Below are 14,528 nucleotides of genomic sequence, written 5' to 3'. Positions count from 1 at the left end.
CCTCACGGCCGCCGCGCCGCCTCGAGCAAGAGCCGCCGCTCTGCCGCCGCGATGACCTGGCGCGCCGCGGGCTCGGCGTCCGGGTTCACCGAGATCGAGGTGATGCCGAGCCGCACGAGGTGCTCGGCGAACTCGGGGCGGTTCGACGGCGCCTGGCCGCAGAGCGACGAGGTGATCCCTGCCGCCCTGCACGCCTGGATGATCCGCCCGATGGCGTCGAGCACCGCCGCGTCGGACTCGTCGAACAGCTCGGCGCACACCGCGGAGTCGCGGTCTACCCCGAGCATGAGCTGGGTCAGGTCGTTCGAGCCGATCGAGACGCCGTCGATGCCCATGCGCGCGTACTCCGGGATCCAGAACGCGACGGAGGGCACCTCGGCCATGACCCACCGGTGCAGCCCGCGCTGGCGGCCGAGCGGGCTCCGGTCGATGAGCTCCAGGCAGGCCGCGAGCTCCCAGCGCGTGCGGACGAACGGGATCATGACATGCAGGTTCGGCGTCTCCTCGCGGACGCGGGCGAGCACCTCGAGCTCGATCGCGAACAGCTCCGGCTCCCGGACATACCGGTAGCAGCCGCGGTATCCGATCATCGGGTTCTCCTCGGCGGGCTCGAATCGCTCACCCCCCTTGAGCCCGCGGAACTCGTTGGTGCGGAAATCGTAGGTCCGGTAGATGACCGGACGGGGCTGGAAGGCGCGGGTGATGCGGAGCAGCGAGGCCGACATCTTCTGGAGGAACTCGTCGCGGCCGCCGGACGCGATCAAGGCCTTCGGGTGCACGCCGCCGAGCGCGTCGAGCAGCATGAACTCGGCCCGGAGCAGCCCCACGCCGTCCACGGGCGACGCGGCGACCTCCTCGGCGCGCTCGGCGATCGCCAGGTTCACGTAGAGCCGCGTGCCGAGCACCGCCGGCGAAGCCGCGCGCGAGCCGGCGGCGGACGGGACGCGCTCGGCCGGCGCCTCGGACTTCGCGGCGGGCCCGGCTCCCGCACCCGCGGGCGCCCCGTCCGGAGCGGCGCCGGGCGCCTCCGCGGCGGCCCGGGCCCCTTCGAGGACCTTGCCGTGCGCGCCGTCGACGGTGACGGTCTCGCCGTCCCGCAGGGTCCGCGTGGCGGCGCGCGTACCCACGACACAGGGGATGCGGAGCTCGCGGCTGACGATCGCGGCGTGGCAGGTCATCCCGCCGCTGTCCGTGACGAGGGCCGCCGCGCGCCGGATGGCGGGCACCCAGTCGGGCGACGTCATGGGCGCCACGAGGACCTCGCCGGCCTTCAGCCGTTGCCCTTCCTCCGGCGAGCGGAGCACGCGCACCGTCCCGGAGGCCGTGCCCGGGGACGCGCCGAGCCCCGAGACGAGGAGCTCTCCGGGGGCGGGGTGCGGCGCGCCCAGCGTGGTGATCGGGCGGGTTTGCACCAGGTATGTCGCCCCACCCTCGACGGCCCACTCGATGTCTTGGGGGGCGTCGTAATGCTCTTCAACCTGCAGCGCGAGGCGCGCGAGCTCGAGCACCTCGTCGTCCTTGAGCACGCGCCGCGCGCCCTCGTCCTCCGGCAGGTCCACGCGCTGCTCTCCGCCGTCAGGCGCGCGCACCAGCTTGAACGCCTTGTGGCCGACGCGCGCCTCCAGGAGCCGCGGCCCGCGCTTCGCGACCGTGTACGTGTCCGGCTCGACCTGCCCGCCGACCACGACCTCGCCGAGCCCGAACGCCGCCTCGATGACGAGGCGTGACGTGTCCTTCGTGGCGGGATCCGCGGTGAAGATGACGCCGGAGCGCTCGGAGCTCACCATGCGCTGCACGACGACCGCCAGGGCGGGCTCCTCCGTCAGGCGCTGGGATTTCCGGTAGCTGACCACGCGCTCGCCAAAGGCGGAGGCCCAGCAGTCGCGCACGCGATCCAGCAACGCTTGCTCGCCGGTCACGTCGGTGTACGTCTCGTGCATGCCGGCGAACGAGGTCGAGGCCGAGTCCTCCGAGGTGGCGGACGACCGGACGGCCACGATGGTGTCGAGCCCAAGCCTCCGGTAGGCATCGACGATCTCCGCCTGGATCTCCGCCGGGAGCGGCGCGGCCCCGACGAGGCGCCGCAGCGCGGCGCAGGTCGCGCGCAGCCCGGCCGGGTCGCTCGGATCGGCCTCGGTGAAGAGCGCGACGAGCTGCTTTCGCACGCCCGCGGCGTCCATCGCCGCGAGATACGCGTCCGCGGTGATGACGAAGCCCGGAGGCACGGGCAGGCCGGCGCGCGTGAGCTCCCCGAGGTTGCTGCCTTTTCCGCCGGCGGACGCGACATCCGCGCGAGACAATGAATCGAACCAGAGGACGTGCGCGGTCACCGTGTCTCCTCATCGAGATCTGGATGCCTCCGCTCGGCGCCACTGAGCCGGCGGACGCTCGATCGCCCGTGCGTGCGTCGGAGCAACAAGCGGACCCGCCGCCGTGCCAGTGTTGGTCGTCTGCTGCTCGAACCCAGCGGCACGGACCGTGCTCACCGGCCCCGCATGAGCGGCGCAGAGACCGGCTTTCATCCTGGCGATCGCGCCGTCCTCGGCCGGCCGGGGATCGCCGCGCTCCTCCAGGGCCTGCGCGAGGACGGGTACCGGCTCATCGGTCCCACGCTCCGCGGCGGGGCCATCGTGTACGACGAGATCCAGGGCGCGGAGGAGCTCCCCGCCGGCTGGACCGAGCAGCAGGAGGCCGGCCGCTACCGGCTCGCCAGGCGCGCGGACGAGGCGCTGTTCGGCTACGCGGTCGGGCCGCGGTCGCTCAAGCACCTCCTGTTCGTCCCCCGGCTTCGCCTGGTGCAGCTCAGGCGGCGCGGCGGATCCATCTCGCGGACCGACGAGGCCGAGGCCCCTCCGCGCCTCGCCGTCCTCGGCGCGCGGGCGTGTGATCTTGCCGCGATCGACGTGCAGGACCGCGTCTTCGTCGACGGCCCGCATCCGGATCCCGACTATGTGGCGCGCCGCAGGGGCCTCTTCGTGATCGCGGTGCAGTGCGGACAGGCCGGCGGGACGTGCTTCTGTGTGTCGATGCGTACGGGGCCGCGCGCAGAGCGTGGCTTCGACCTCGCGCTGACCGAGCTCCTCGACGGTGGCCACCGTTTCTTCGTCGAGGTGGGCAGCGACGCCGGCGCTTCCTTGCTCGCTCGCGCGGGCGCGTCCAGCGCGGGCGAGGACGACGCCCGCGCTGCCTTCGAGGTCTCGCGCCGTACGGCGACCCAGATGGGCAGGAAGCTCGAGACGGACGGCATCAAGGAGCTCTTCTATCGAAACCTCGAGCACCCCCGCTGGGACGACGTGGCCGAGCGCTGCCTCGGATGCACGAACTGCACGCTCGCGTGCCCGACGTGCTTCTGCAGCACGATCGAGGACGCGACAGACCTCCCGGCCGACGAGGGCCGGGACCTGGGTCGGGACGCCGCGTCCGCGGGTCCCTCCGTTCACATGGGTCGGGACTCCGCGTCCGCGGGTCCCTCCGTCCACATGGGTCGGGACTCCGCGTCCGCGGGTCCCTCCGTCCACATGGGTCGGGACTCCGCGTCCGCGGGTCCCTCCGGCGAGACGGCCGAGCGCTTCCGGCGCTGGGACTCGTGCTTCTCCCTCGACCACTCGTACCTGCACGGCGGCAGCGTCCGCGCCTCGCTCCGGGCCCGCTACCGGCAGTGGCTCACGCACAAGCTGGCCACGTGGATCGATCAGTTCGGCACGTCCGGCTGCGTCGGCTGCGGCCGGTGCATCACATGGTGCCCCGTCGGGATCGACATCACCGAAGAGGCGGCCGCCATCCGGGCAGGAGACGGCGCCGTCGCCGCCGGGAAGGGGTAGGCGCCGATGAAGGCGGAGGAGCTCCTCCCCATTCTCGGAGCCCACCCGTTCCTGGACGGGCTCCCGGCCGCGCACCTCGCGCGCCTGGCCGAGCGCGCGTTTGCGCGGAGCTTCCCGGAGGGGGCGTTCCTCCTCCGGGAGGGAGGCGAGGCGGACACGCTCTACCTGCTCGCGCAGGGGCGCGTGACGCTCGAGATCCACCGCCCCGGCCGCGACCCTGTGCAGGTCGAGAGCCTGGCGGGCGGGGACATCCTGGGCCTGCACTGGCTCTTCCCGCCGCGGCGATGGGTGCTCGACGCGCGGGCGGCCACGCCGGTCCGCTCGATCGGGCTCGACGCAGCGCACGTGCGCGCGTGCTCGGACGCCGATCCCGCGCTCGGGTACGCCGTGTCCCTGCGCCTCCTGCGGCAGCTCTACGCACGGCTGGAGCGCGTGCGGCTGCAGCGGCTCGACGTCTACAGGGCCGAGCCATGACCTTCGTGCCGCGGGACATCCCGCTGCCCTTCGCTCCGGACGCCGCGATCCCGGGTCGCCTGGCGGCGCCCTCCGCCCCAAACCCCTGGGCGCCGGAGCCGGCGCGCGTGCGGCGCGTCCACCGCGAGACGGCGACGACCTTCACGGCGACGATCGACCTGCCGGGCCGCCCGGGCGGCCTCGTCTTCGCGCCCGGCCAGTTCAACATGCTTTACGCCTTCGGGGTCGGCGAGGTCGCGATCTCGATCAGCGGGGATCCCGCGCGGCCCGATCGGCTCCTGCACACGATCCGCGAGGCGGGCTCGGTCACGCGCGCGCTCGGGCGCCTCCGCTCGGGCATGGCACTCGGGCTGCGCGGCCCGTTCGGGAGCCCGTGGCCCGTCGACGAGGCGCGCGGCGCGGACGTGCTGCTCCTCGCCGGCGGGCTCGGGATGGCGCCGCTGCGCCCGGCGCTCTGCCACATCCTCCGGCACCGGGCCGCCTATGGCCGCGTCGCGCTGCTCTACGGCGCCCGCGGGCCCGAGGACCTGCTCTACCGCAGGGAGCTCGATCGCTGGAGCCGTCGCGCCGACCTGCAGGTGCTCGTGACCGTGGACCGCGCAGGCCCCGGGTGGCGCGGGCACGTCGGGGTCGTGCCGGCCCTCCTGCGCCTCGCCGACTTCGATACGGGCCGCGCGGTCGCGTTCGTCTGCGGGCCGGAGGTGATGATGCGCTTCACGGCGCGCGAGCTCGAGCGCCGCGGCGTCCCCGGCGAGCGCGTCCACGCCTCGCTGGAGCGGAACATGAAGTGCGCGGTGGGGATCTGCGGCCGCTGCCAGCTCGGGCCGAGCTTCGTCTGCAAGGACGGCCCCGTGCTCCGCTACGACCGCGTGGGACCGCTGCTCGCGGTCCGGGAGCTGTGAGCGCCATGGCGCGCCGCGCGAAGCCGAAGCTCGCCGTGTGGAAGTTCGCCTCGTGCGACGGCTGTCAGCTCAGCGTCCTCGACCTCGAGGACGAGCTCCTGTCGCTCGCCGCCGCGATCGACATCGCCTACTTCAAGGAGGCCACGAGCCTCGAGCGCGCTGGGCCGTTCGACCTGTCGCTGGTCGAGGGGTCGATCACGACGCCCGCCGACGCCGAGCGGATCCGCGAGGTCCGGCGGCTGTCGAAGGCGCTCGTCACGATCGGCGCCTGCGCCACGGCGGGGGGCATCCAGGCGCTGCGCAACTTCGCGAATGTACGCGAGTTTCTGTCGGTCGTATACGCCTCGCCCGCCTACATCGAGACCCTCGCCACCTCCACGGCGATAGCCGACCACGTCCCCGTCGACTTCGAGCTGCGCGGCTGCCCGGTGAACAAGCGCCAGCTCCTGGAGGTGATCAGCGCCTTTCTCCACGGGCGCCGGCCCAATGTCGCGAGCCACAGCGTCTGCGTCGAGTGCAAGAGCCGCAGCAACGTGTGCGTGATGGTGACCGGGACGCCTTGCCTCGGCCCGGTGACGCACGCGGGCTGCGGCGCGCTCTGCCCGACCTACCAGCGCGGCTGCTATGGCTGCTTCGGGCCCATGGAGGCGCCGAACATGGAGTCGCTCTCGCGCGCATTCCAGGCGGCGGGCGTGCCGGAGCGCGACCTCGTGCGGCTCCACCGCACCTTCAACGCGAACGCCCCGGCGTTCCGCGCGGAGAGCGAGCGGCATGAACGGTGAGACGCGCACCATCGCGGTCGACTACCTCGCCCGCGTCGAGGGCGAGGGTTCGCTGACGCTCGTGATCGAGGACGGGCGGGCGAAGGAGGCGCGCCTCTCGATCTTCGAGCCCCCGCGGTTCTTCGAGGCGTTCCTCCGCGGTCGAGGCTTCGCGGAGACGCCCGACATCACGTCCCGCATCTGCGGCATCTGCCCTGTCGCGTACATCACGAGCGCGTGCCGCGCGATGGAGGACGCGCTCGGCATCGAGCTCGGCCCGGAGCTCCGCGCGCTCAGGCGCCTCCTCTACTGCGGCGAGTGGATCGAGAGCCACGCCCTGCACGTCTTCCTGCTGCACGCGCCCGACTTCCTCGGCTACCCGGACGCGGTCGCCATGGCGCGCGACCACCGCGCCTGGGTCGCGAAGGGGCTCGCCATCAAGAAGGCGGGGAACGCCATCGTCGCGCTCCTCGGGGGCCGCGAGATCCACCCGGTCAACACCCGCGTCGGCGGCTTCTACAGCGCGCCGTCTCGCGCGGACATCGAGGGCCTGCTCCCCGAGCTGCGCGCCGGGAGTGAGCGCACGCGCGCGTGCCTCTCCTGGATGGCGACGCTGCCGTGCCCGGAGCTCGAGCGGCCCTACGAGTTCGTCGCGCTCCGCAGCGACGACGTGTACGCGATCGCCGAGGGGCGCCTCGTCTCCTCGGGCGGGCTCGATATCGAGGTGCGCGACTACGACGCCCATTTCGTCGAGGAGCACGTCTCCTGGTCGACCGCGCTGAGGTCGAGGATCCGGGGTTCGAGGCGCAGGGCGCCGGCAGGCGACCCGGAGCCCCGAGCGTTGGACCGGGGTTCGGGGCGCAGGGCGCCGGCAGGCGACCCGGAGCCCCGGACGACCGAACGCGACAGCGGCAGCTACCTGTGCGGCCCGCTCGCGCGCTTCAACCTGAGCTTCGATCGCCTGCTCCCCGAGGTCCAGGACGCGGCGCGCGCCGCCGGCCTCGCCGTCCCGTGCCGCAACCCGTTCCGGAGCCTGCTCGTGCGCCTCGTGGAGATCCTTCAGGCGTTCGAGGAGTCGATCCGGATCATCGAGGCGTACGCGCCCCCGCCGGCGCCGTTCGTCGCGCCTCCCGCGGTCCGCGCGGGCACGGGCTACGGCGGCTCCGAGGCGCCGCGCGGCTTCCTGTACCACCGCTACACGCTCGACGCCGAGGGGACGATCCTGGACGCCAAGATCGTCCCGCCCACGTCGCAGAACCAGCTCTCGATCGAGGAGGACCTCTGCGCGCTGTCGCCGTCCTTGGCGTCGCTGCCGCTCCGCGAGGCGACCGCGCGCGCCGAGCAGGCCGTGCGCAACCACGACCCCTGCATCTCCTGCGCGACGCACTTCCTCACCCTGCGCGTCGAGGAGGCGCCGCGATGACCGCGCGCATCATCGGCCTCGGGCAACGCGCCGCCGGGGACGACGCTGCCGGGCTCGCCGTGCTCGAGGCGCTGCGCCGCCGGGGTCTGCCGGGCGACGCGGAGGTCGTCGAGGCGAGGGACGCGACCGCGCTCGTCTCGCTCCTCCAGACGCCCGCGACGGTCGTGGTCGTCGACGCCGTGCTCGCGTCGCCGCCCGGGGAGGTGCTCGATCTCTCGCCCTCGGACCTCGCCGCCGGTGCGCCTGTCCCGGTCTCGACGCACGGCCTCGGCGTCGGGCAGGCCATCGAGCTCGCTCGCATCACGGCGCCGGATCGGCTCTCACCCGACATCCGCATCGTCGGCGTGAGCATCGGCGGGCCTTGTCCGCGGGGTTCGGGGCGCAGGGCGCCGTCAGGCGATCCGGAGCCCCGAGCGTTGGACCAGGGTTCGGGGCGCAGGGCGCCGTCAGGCGACCCGGAGCCCCGAGCGTTGGACCAGGGTTCGGGGCGCAGGGCGCCGTCAGGCGACCCGGAGCCCCGAGCGTTGGACCAGGGTTCGGGGCGCAGGGCGCCGTCAGGCGACCCGGAGCCCCGAGCGTTGGACGAGCTCGTCCTGTCGCCCGACGTGGCCGCGGCGGTCCCCCGGGCTGTCGCCCGCGTCCTCTCGTTCCTCGGAGGGTGAGCCCGTGCACGAGTCGTCCATCGCTCGACAGCTGCTCTCCGCCGCGCTGGACCGCGCCGCGGCCGAGGGGGCGACGCGGGTCGTCTCGGTGCGCGGCTGGGTGGCCGAGGCCGAGGCGCTCTCGCCGGAGAGCCTCTCGCTCCACTTCGCGGCGCATGCGCGCGGCACGCCGGCCGAGGGGGCGCGCCTCGATCTGCGGCTCCACCGCGTCGAGGCGCGCTGCCTCTCGTGCGGCGGCACGTACGCGCCCGACCATCACGTCCTGCTTTGCCCGCGCTGCGGCGGCGACCAGGCGACGCTCCTCGGGCGCTTGGGGCTCGGCCTGGATGCCATGGAGGTGGAGTAGCCGTGCCGCGCCTCGCGCTCCGCGTGTACGGCATCGTCCAGGGGGTGGGCTTCCGGCCGTTCGTGTACCGGCGCGCGTCCGCGCTCGGCCTGGGCGGCTGGGTGCGGAACCGCCCCGGCGGGGTCGAGATCGAGGTGCAGGGGCCGGAGCGCAGCCTGGACGCCTTCGTCGCCGGCCTGACCCGCGAGCCCAGCGCGCCCGCGCGCGTCGAGCGCATCGAGATCGAGCGGCGGGCCGAGGAGGACACCGGTCCGTTCCAGATCCTCGGTAGCGAGGCGGAGAGCGGGGTGCGCCCGTCGATGCCCGCGGATCTCGCCGTCTGCGAGGCGTGCGCCCGCGAGGTGGACAGCGAGACCGGACGCCGCCGCCGCTACCCGTTCACGAGCTGCGCGCAGTGCGGCCCCCGCTACACGATCCTCTCGGGGCTCCCGTACGACCGGACCAGGACCACGATGGATCGCTTCCCGATGTGCCCCGCATGCGCCGCGGAGTACGCGGACCCCTCGGACCGGCGCTTCCACGCGGAGCCCATCGCCTGCCCGGCATGCGGCCCGCACGTCCAGCTCGCCGCCGCAGCCGGAGACCCGATGGATCCCGGCATTCGGGGCTCCGGGTCGCCTGACGGCGCGCTCCGCGAGGCCGCGGCCGCGGTGCTGGCGGGGAAGGTGGTCGCCGTGAAGGGGCTCGGTGGTTTCCATCTGCTGGTCGACGCGACATCGCCGGACGCGGTCGCGCTCCTGCGCCGGCGGAAGCGCCGCGACGCCAAGCCGTTCGCGGTGATGTTCGGCTCGCTCGACGCCGTGCGCAGCACCTGCCGCGTGTCTCCCGCGGAGGCGGACGCGCTGCACGGTCCCGAGGCGCCGATCGTGCTGCTGCGGCGGCTCTCGCCCGCCGCTGCGCGGGTCGCCATCGCCGACGCGGTCGCGCCGGGTACGCCGCGCCTGGGTGCGCTGCTGCCCTACACGCCGCTCCACCGGCTGGTGCTCCAGCTCGTCGGTCGCCCCGTGGTCTGCACGAGCGGCAACCTTTCGGACGAGCCTATCTGCACCGACACATCCGACGCGCTGGAGCGCCTGGGCGGCGTCGCCGACCTGTTCCTCGTGCACGACCGGCCGATCGTGCGCCCCCTCGACGACTCCGTGGTCCGCATCGGGCCGGCTGGCGTCGAGCTCCTCCGCCGCGCGCGCGGCTTCACCCCGCTGCCTCTCCCGCTGCGGGTCGCCGCCCCGCCGATCCTCGCGCTCGGCGGCCACCTGAAGAGCACGACGGCGCTCTTCTTCGACGGCCAGGTGGTCGTCAGCCAGCACCTCGGCGACGCGCACACCGCGGAGGGCGCCGCGCTCATCGAGCGCACGGCCCTCGAGCTCGCGCGCCTGTTCCGGGTGCGGCCGGAGCGCATCGCCTGCGATCTCCACCCCGACTACGCGTCCAGCCGCATCGCCGAGCAGCTCGCGGCGGACTTCCGCGCGCCGCTCGTCCGGGTACAGCACCACCACGCGCACGTCGCAGCCTGCATGGCCGAGCATGGCATCGACGGACCGGTCCTCGGCCTCGCGTGGGACGGCGCCGGCTACGGGCTCGACGGCGCCCTCTGGGGCGGCGAGGCGCTGGTCGTGGACGGGGCGTCGTTCCGCCGCGCGGCGCACCTCCGCTCCTTCCCGCTGCCGGGCGGCGAGCGCGCCATGAGGGAGCCGCGCCGCTCCGCGCTCGGCCTGCTCTGGGAGCTGCACGGCGAGGGCGCCCGGGATCACGCGCGCGCCTGGTTCCGCGAGGCCGAGCTCGGCCCGCTGTTTTCCATCCTCGCGCGCGGGACGGGCTCGCCGCGCACGACGAGCGTGGGGCGCCTGTTCGACGGGGTGGCGGCGCTCGCGGGCCTGCGCGGGGCGGCGAGCTTCGAGGGGCAGGCCGCCATGGAGCTGGAGTGCCTGGCCGAGGCGGCCGGCGAGCAGGCGGGCTATCCGCTGCCGCTGCGCGCAAGCGCGCCCGGGGTGCCGGCGGTGCTCGACTTCGGCCCGCTGATCGACGCGGTGCTGGGTGATCGGCGTGACGGCGTGCCGCCCGGCGTCATCGCGGCCCGCTTTCACGCGGCGCTCGTGGACGTCGCCGAGGCGCTCGCTGCCGCGAGCGGCCTCGGGCGCGTCGTGCTCGCGGGCGGGTGCTTCCAGAACGCGCTCCTCGCCGCGTCGATCCGCGAGCGCCTCGCGGCGCGAGGCGTCGAGGTCTACGCGCCGAAGCTCTACCCGCCGGGCGACGGCGGCCTGTCGCTCGGCCAGGTCCTCGTGGCCGCGCGGCGCGGCGCAGACGCGGTGGAGGCGTGACCATGTGCCTCGGCGTCCCCGGCAAGATCCTCGGCGTCGCGGGTGGCGACCTCCGGCTCGGCCGCGTCGCCTTCGGCGGGATCGTCAAGGAGATCTGCCTCGCCTACGTGCCGGAGGCGGAGCCCGGCGATTACGTGATCGTGCACGCGGGCTTCGCCATCAGCCGCATCGACGAGGCGTCGGCGCGGCGGACGCTCTCCTACCTCGACGAGCTCGGCGCGGCGCGCGAGGGGGAGGAGCCGCGATGAGGTTCATCGACGAGTACCGCGACGCGCAGCGCGTCGGGCCGTACGTGGATGCGATCCGGCGGGTGGTCTCTCGCCCCTGGTCGATCATGGAGGTCTGCGGCGGTCAGACGCACGCCATCGTCCGCTTCGGCCTGGACGAGCTCCTGCCCCCGGAGATCTCGCTCCTCCACGGCCCTGGCTGCCCGGTGTGCGTCACGCCGGTCGAGCTCATCGATTGTGCGCTCGAGATCGCCTCGCGCCGGGAGGTCACGTTCTGCTCGTTCGGCGACATGCTGCGCGTCCCCGGTTCGAGCGACGACCTGTTCGCGGTGAAGTCGAGGGGCGGCGACGTGCGCGTCGTCTACTCGCCGCTCGACGCGCTCGCGCTCGCCGAGCGCCTGCCGGATCGTGAGGTCGTCTTCTTCGCGGTCGGCTTCGAGACCACGGCGCCCGCGAACGCCATGGCGGCGTTCGAGGCGCGGCGCCGCCGCATCCGGAACTTCTCGCTCCTCGTGTCGCACGTGCTCGTGCCGCCCGCGATGGAGGTGATCCTCCGGGCGCCGGATCGGCGCGTCGACGGGTTTCTCGCCGCGGGCCACGTGTGTACGGTGATGGGCATCGACGCCTACCGCCCGCTCGCCGCCGAGCACCGCGTCCCCATCGTGGTCACGGGCTTCGAGCCGATGGACATCCTCCAGGGCATTTTCATGTGCGTCCGGCAGCTCGAGGAGGGCCGCACCGACGTGGAGAACCAGTACGCCCGCTCGGTGCGCGAGGCCGGCAACGAGCCCGCGCAGCGCATGATCCGGGAGGTCTTCGAGATCGTGCCCCGGACCTGGCGAGGCATCGGTCCCATCGCCGGGAGCGGGCTCGGGCTCCGGGCGCCTTACGCGGACCACGATGCAGAGCGGCGGTTCGGGGGTTCGGTGCGCAGGGCGCCGGCAGGCGACCCGGAGCCCCGGGCATCGACCGACTGCAAGAGCGGCCTCGTGCTCCAGGGGGTGATCAAGCCGCCGGACTGCCCCGCGTTCGGTGTGCGCTGCACGCCGGAGACTCCGCTGGGCGCCACGATGGTCTCCTCGGAAGGAGCGTGCGCGGCCTACTACCGTTACCGGAGGGCGGACCCGCCGTGCGGTTCGAGATGAGCTGCCCCGCGCCGCTGCGCGAAAGGACGGTCCAGCTTGCCCACGGCGGCGGCGGGCGGCTCATGCGTGAGCTCATCGAGCACGTCTTCCTGCCCGCCTTCGACAGCGCTCCGCTCTCGGCCCGTCATGACGGCGCCGTGGTGCGGCTCGGCGGCGCGTCCCTCGCGTTCACCACGGACACCTACGTCGTGCATCCGCGCTTCTTCCCCGGAGGTGACATCGGCAAGCTGTCCGTCTATGGCACGGTGAACGACCTGGCCATGACGGGCGCCCGGCCCGCTTACCTGAGCGCCGGCTTCATCGTGGAGGAGGGGCTGCCCATCGACGAGCTCCAGCAGATCGCGCTGTCGATGCGCGCCGCTGCGGACGCGTGCGGGGTCGAGCTCGTGACGGGCGACACCAAGGTGGTCGACCGGGGCAAGGGAGACGGGCTGTTCATCAACACCGCCGGCATCGGCGTGGTGCCCGAGGGCGTGGCCATCGCGCCGCGCCGGGTCCGGCCGGGCGATGCCGTACTCGTGTCCGGCGACGTGGGGCGGCACGGGATCGCGGTGCTGTCCGTGCGTGAGGCGCTGGCGTTCGAGGAGCCCGTGGAGAGCGACTGCGCGCCGGTCGAAGGCCTCGCTGCAGCGCTGCTCGAGGCGGGGATCGACGTCCACTGCCTGCGGGATCCGACGCGCGGCGGGCTCGCGGCCGTGTTGAACGAGATCGCGCTCGACGCGGGCGTCCACGTCGAGGTGGAGGAAGCGCAGATCCCCGTGGAACCTGCGGTCCTCGGGGCGTGCGAGCTGCTCGGGCTCGACCCGCTTTACGTGGCGTGCGAGGGCCGGCTCGTCGCGTTCCTGCCGGAAGCCCAGACGGAGCGCGCCCTGGCGAGCCTGCGCGACCACCCGCTCGGCCGGGGAGCCGCACGCATCGGTCGGATCGTCGGAGAGGGAAAAGGGAGCGTTGTCCTGAGGACCCGGCTCGGGACCCGGCGCACGCTCGATCTGCTCTCCGGCGAGCAGCTCCCGCGAATCTGCTGAAGCCGCGGCTCGGAGCGCGCGAAGCATTCATGTCGGGCGAGCCATGCGGGGCTCGAGCGACACGGCACGGTGGGCGTCAAGATCGTTGGGCGTTGAGCTGGTCACGACATCATCACCCGATGTCGTGCGCGCTTCTTACCTATTTTGATCTATGTCCACCGAAGGAGCGTGTCTCCGAAGTCGAGCCGAGGTGGTCCTTTCGGGAACGTCCGATTCACGCCGGCGCGGCCGCGCGGAGGTCGATCACGGAGCGCGCGAGTTCGGGCCCGGCGCGCCGGAACACGACGAGCTCCCCGGCGCCTTCGCCTTCGACCGCGTAGCGGAGGACAGGACCGAACACCTCGCCGAGCTCGCCGGCGTTGCACGTGGGCAGGTAGGTGCGCAATACCCGCGGGTCGTAGTAGCGAAAGAACATGGCCGCTCCGTCCGGACCCAGGACGCGGAGCAGGCGGCGCAGGTGCCGCCGCACTGTCTCGAGGGGAGACGGCGTGGCGAGGAAGATACCCCAGCTCTTCCCCCACCCGAGCCGGAGCAGGCGTCGCGTGAGCTCGCCCGATCGCTGGAGCCTCACCAGGTAGGGCGCCACCTGGGCCAGCTCCGGGCCCAGCTCGCCCGCGAGGAGGCAGCAGTGCGGCAGGTCCGAGGAGCGCACCGAGTCGGAGATCGCCGTGTCGCGCGCGCCGTCGAGGACGGCGTAGACCAGATCCGCCTCCGCGCCCCAGAGGTGCTGAACGATTCGATCGAGCGCGGCGTCATCCATCCATCACCTCGCGGCGGGGCCGCCCGGCGCGGCCCCGGGCATGATAACCTGCCTCCGTGCTGCGGCTGCGGTTGAACGAGCGTTTTCTCGACCTTGTCTCGCCGGAGGGCGGCGGGACCGCAAGGCCGGGCGAGGAGCGGTGGATCGATCTCTTCTGGTCGTGGGAAGAGCCGCCCCCGGGCGATCGCGTGCCGCTTCGCGGAGATCGGCTCGCGGCGCGGCGCACCATCGCCTCGCTCGGCGCGCGCGCCGAGATCCTGCACGAGCTGCGGCGGTTCCTCCGCGAGGATCGGCCCTGGCTCTCGATATCGCCGGACGATCGCGAGGTGATCGACCACCTCGCGGCCGCGCTCGCGGCGGGGCAGGTGCACCTCGCGGAGGCCCCGGACCAGGGTGGCTCCGGGAAGGACTTGGCCCAGCCCGCGCCCTCTCCCGCCGCGGCGGTCCCGGCCCAGCGCCCGCGCGCCGCGGCAGCGCCGGCGGAGGAGCCCGACGACGCGCAGGAGGAGCCGTGCTGGCCGTGCTTGCAGCGGGCCGCCGCCTCGGCCCAGGCGTTCCGGGACGCGGCCGCGGCAGGGCTCCCGTTCATCGCGGACAGCCCGCGCGCCCCCTGACGGCGCGGAGCGCCGCGCCTGACCGAATCCAATTTGCCGGAGTGGTGGTA

General features: G+C 73.7%; 14 protein-coding genes. 12 read left to right on the top strand and 2 right to left on the bottom strand.

Features of this window, described 5'->3' with window-relative positions:
• Window positions 1-2 precede the first annotated feature (2 nt).
• Entirely contained in the window at window positions 3-2,330 is a 2,328-nt protein-coding gene (gene ppsA / locus WME73_RS15145) for a phosphoenolpyruvate synthase (RefSeq protein WP_437916133.1), read from the bottom strand.
• Window positions 2,331-2,495: 165 nt separating this feature from the next.
• On the opposite strand from ppsA, the gene WME73_RS15140 reads away from it, so the two are divergent.
• From WME73_RS15140 to hypE, 11 genes are read left to right on the top strand one after another with little or no spacing between them, the layout of a single operon-like run.
• Entirely contained in the window at window positions 2,496-3,821 is a 1,326-nt protein-coding gene (locus tag WME73_RS15140; RefSeq protein ID WP_437916132.1) for a 4Fe-4S dicluster domain-containing protein, read from the top strand.
• A gap of 6 nt (window positions 3,822-3,827) precedes the next feature.
• The gene (locus tag WME73_RS15135) at window positions 3,828-4,295 is read left to right on the top strand and encodes a cyclic nucleotide-binding domain-containing protein (protein WP_437916131.1); all 468 of its coding nucleotides are present in this window, start codon (window positions 3,828-3,830) and stop codon (window positions 4,293-4,295) included.
• Complete coding sequence (locus WME73_RS15130; protein WP_437746156.1) at window positions 4,292-5,197, top strand: FAD/NAD(P)-binding protein; 906 nt, start codon at window positions 4,292-4,294, stop codon at window positions 5,195-5,197. Before WME73_RS15135 ends, WME73_RS15130 begins: the two co-directional genes overlap by 4 nt.
• 5 nt (window positions 5,198-5,202) lie before the next feature.
• Window positions 5,203-5,979: an oxidoreductase gene (locus WME73_RS15125; RefSeq protein ID WP_437916129.1), complete on the top strand. Its 777-nt coding sequence runs from the start codon at window positions 5,203-5,205 to the stop codon at window positions 5,977-5,979.
• Window positions 5,969-7,381, top strand: a complete 1,413-nt coding sequence (locus WME73_RS15120) for a Ni/Fe hydrogenase subunit alpha (protein ID WP_437916126.1) — start codon at window positions 5,969-5,971, stop codon at window positions 7,379-7,381. Before WME73_RS15125 ends, WME73_RS15120 begins: the two co-directional genes overlap by 11 nt.
• Complete coding sequence (locus WME73_RS15115) at window positions 7,378-8,043, top strand: hydrogenase maturation protease (protein ID WP_437916125.1); 666 nt, start codon at window positions 7,378-7,380, stop codon at window positions 8,041-8,043. The genes WME73_RS15120 and WME73_RS15115 overlap by 4 nt, the downstream gene beginning before the upstream one ends.
• 4 nt (window positions 8,044-8,047) lie before the next feature.
• Window positions 8,048-8,389 (top strand): hydrogenase maturation nickel metallochaperone HypA, encoded by a 342-nt coding sequence (locus WME73_RS15110; RefSeq protein ID WP_437329410.1) that lies wholly within the window; start codon window positions 8,048-8,050, stop codon window positions 8,387-8,389.
• Window positions 8,390-8,391: 2 nt separating this feature from the next.
• The gene (hypF, locus tag WME73_RS15105) at window positions 8,392-10,707 is read left to right on the top strand and encodes a carbamoyltransferase HypF (RefSeq protein ID WP_437746152.1); all 2,316 of its coding nucleotides are present in this window, start codon (window positions 8,392-8,394) and stop codon (window positions 10,705-10,707) included.
• 2 nt (window positions 10,708-10,709) lie between these two features.
• A complete protein-coding gene (locus WME73_RS15100; RefSeq protein WP_437746151.1) occupies window positions 10,710-10,955 on the top strand; it encodes a HypC/HybG/HupF family hydrogenase formation chaperone in 246 nt (81 codons plus the stop codon).
• A complete protein-coding gene (gene hypD / locus WME73_RS15095) occupies window positions 10,952-12,079 on the top strand; it encodes a hydrogenase formation protein HypD (RefSeq protein WP_437746150.1) in 1,128 nt (375 codons plus the stop codon). Before WME73_RS15100 ends, hypD begins: the two co-directional genes overlap by 4 nt.
• Window positions 12,064-13,104 carry a hydrogenase expression/formation protein HypE gene (hypE, locus tag WME73_RS15090; RefSeq protein WP_437746149.1) on the top strand — a complete coding sequence of 347 codons (1,041 nt, stop codon included), beginning with the start codon at window positions 12,064-12,066 and terminating at the stop codon, window positions 13,102-13,104. Before hypD ends, hypE begins: the two co-directional genes overlap by 16 nt.
• Window positions 13,105-13,318: 214 nt before the next feature.
• On the opposite strand, the gene WME73_RS15085 is transcribed toward hypE, so the two are convergent.
• The gene (locus WME73_RS15085; RefSeq protein ID WP_437746148.1) at window positions 13,319-13,864 is read right to left on the bottom strand and encodes a DUF4123 domain-containing protein; all 546 of its coding nucleotides are present in this window, start codon (window positions 13,862-13,864) and stop codon (window positions 13,319-13,321) included.
• Window positions 13,865-13,935: 71 nt separating this feature from the next.
• On the opposite strand from WME73_RS15085, the gene WME73_RS15080 reads away from it, so the two are divergent.
• Window positions 13,936-14,478 carry a hypothetical protein gene (locus WME73_RS15080; RefSeq protein ID WP_437746147.1) on the top strand — a complete coding sequence of 181 codons (543 nt, stop codon included), beginning with the start codon at window positions 13,936-13,938 and terminating at the stop codon, window positions 14,476-14,478.
• Window positions 14,479-14,528: the final 50 nt, after the last annotated feature.

Origin of the sequence: Sorangium sp. So ce302 (assembly GCF_051530145.1) — a bacterium.
In the GTDB taxonomy this organism is placed as follows: Bacteria; Myxococcota_A; Polyangia; order Polyangiales; family Polyangiaceae; genus Sorangium; species Sorangium cellulosum_B.
This window is presented reverse-complemented; position numbering and strand designations above follow the sequence as displayed.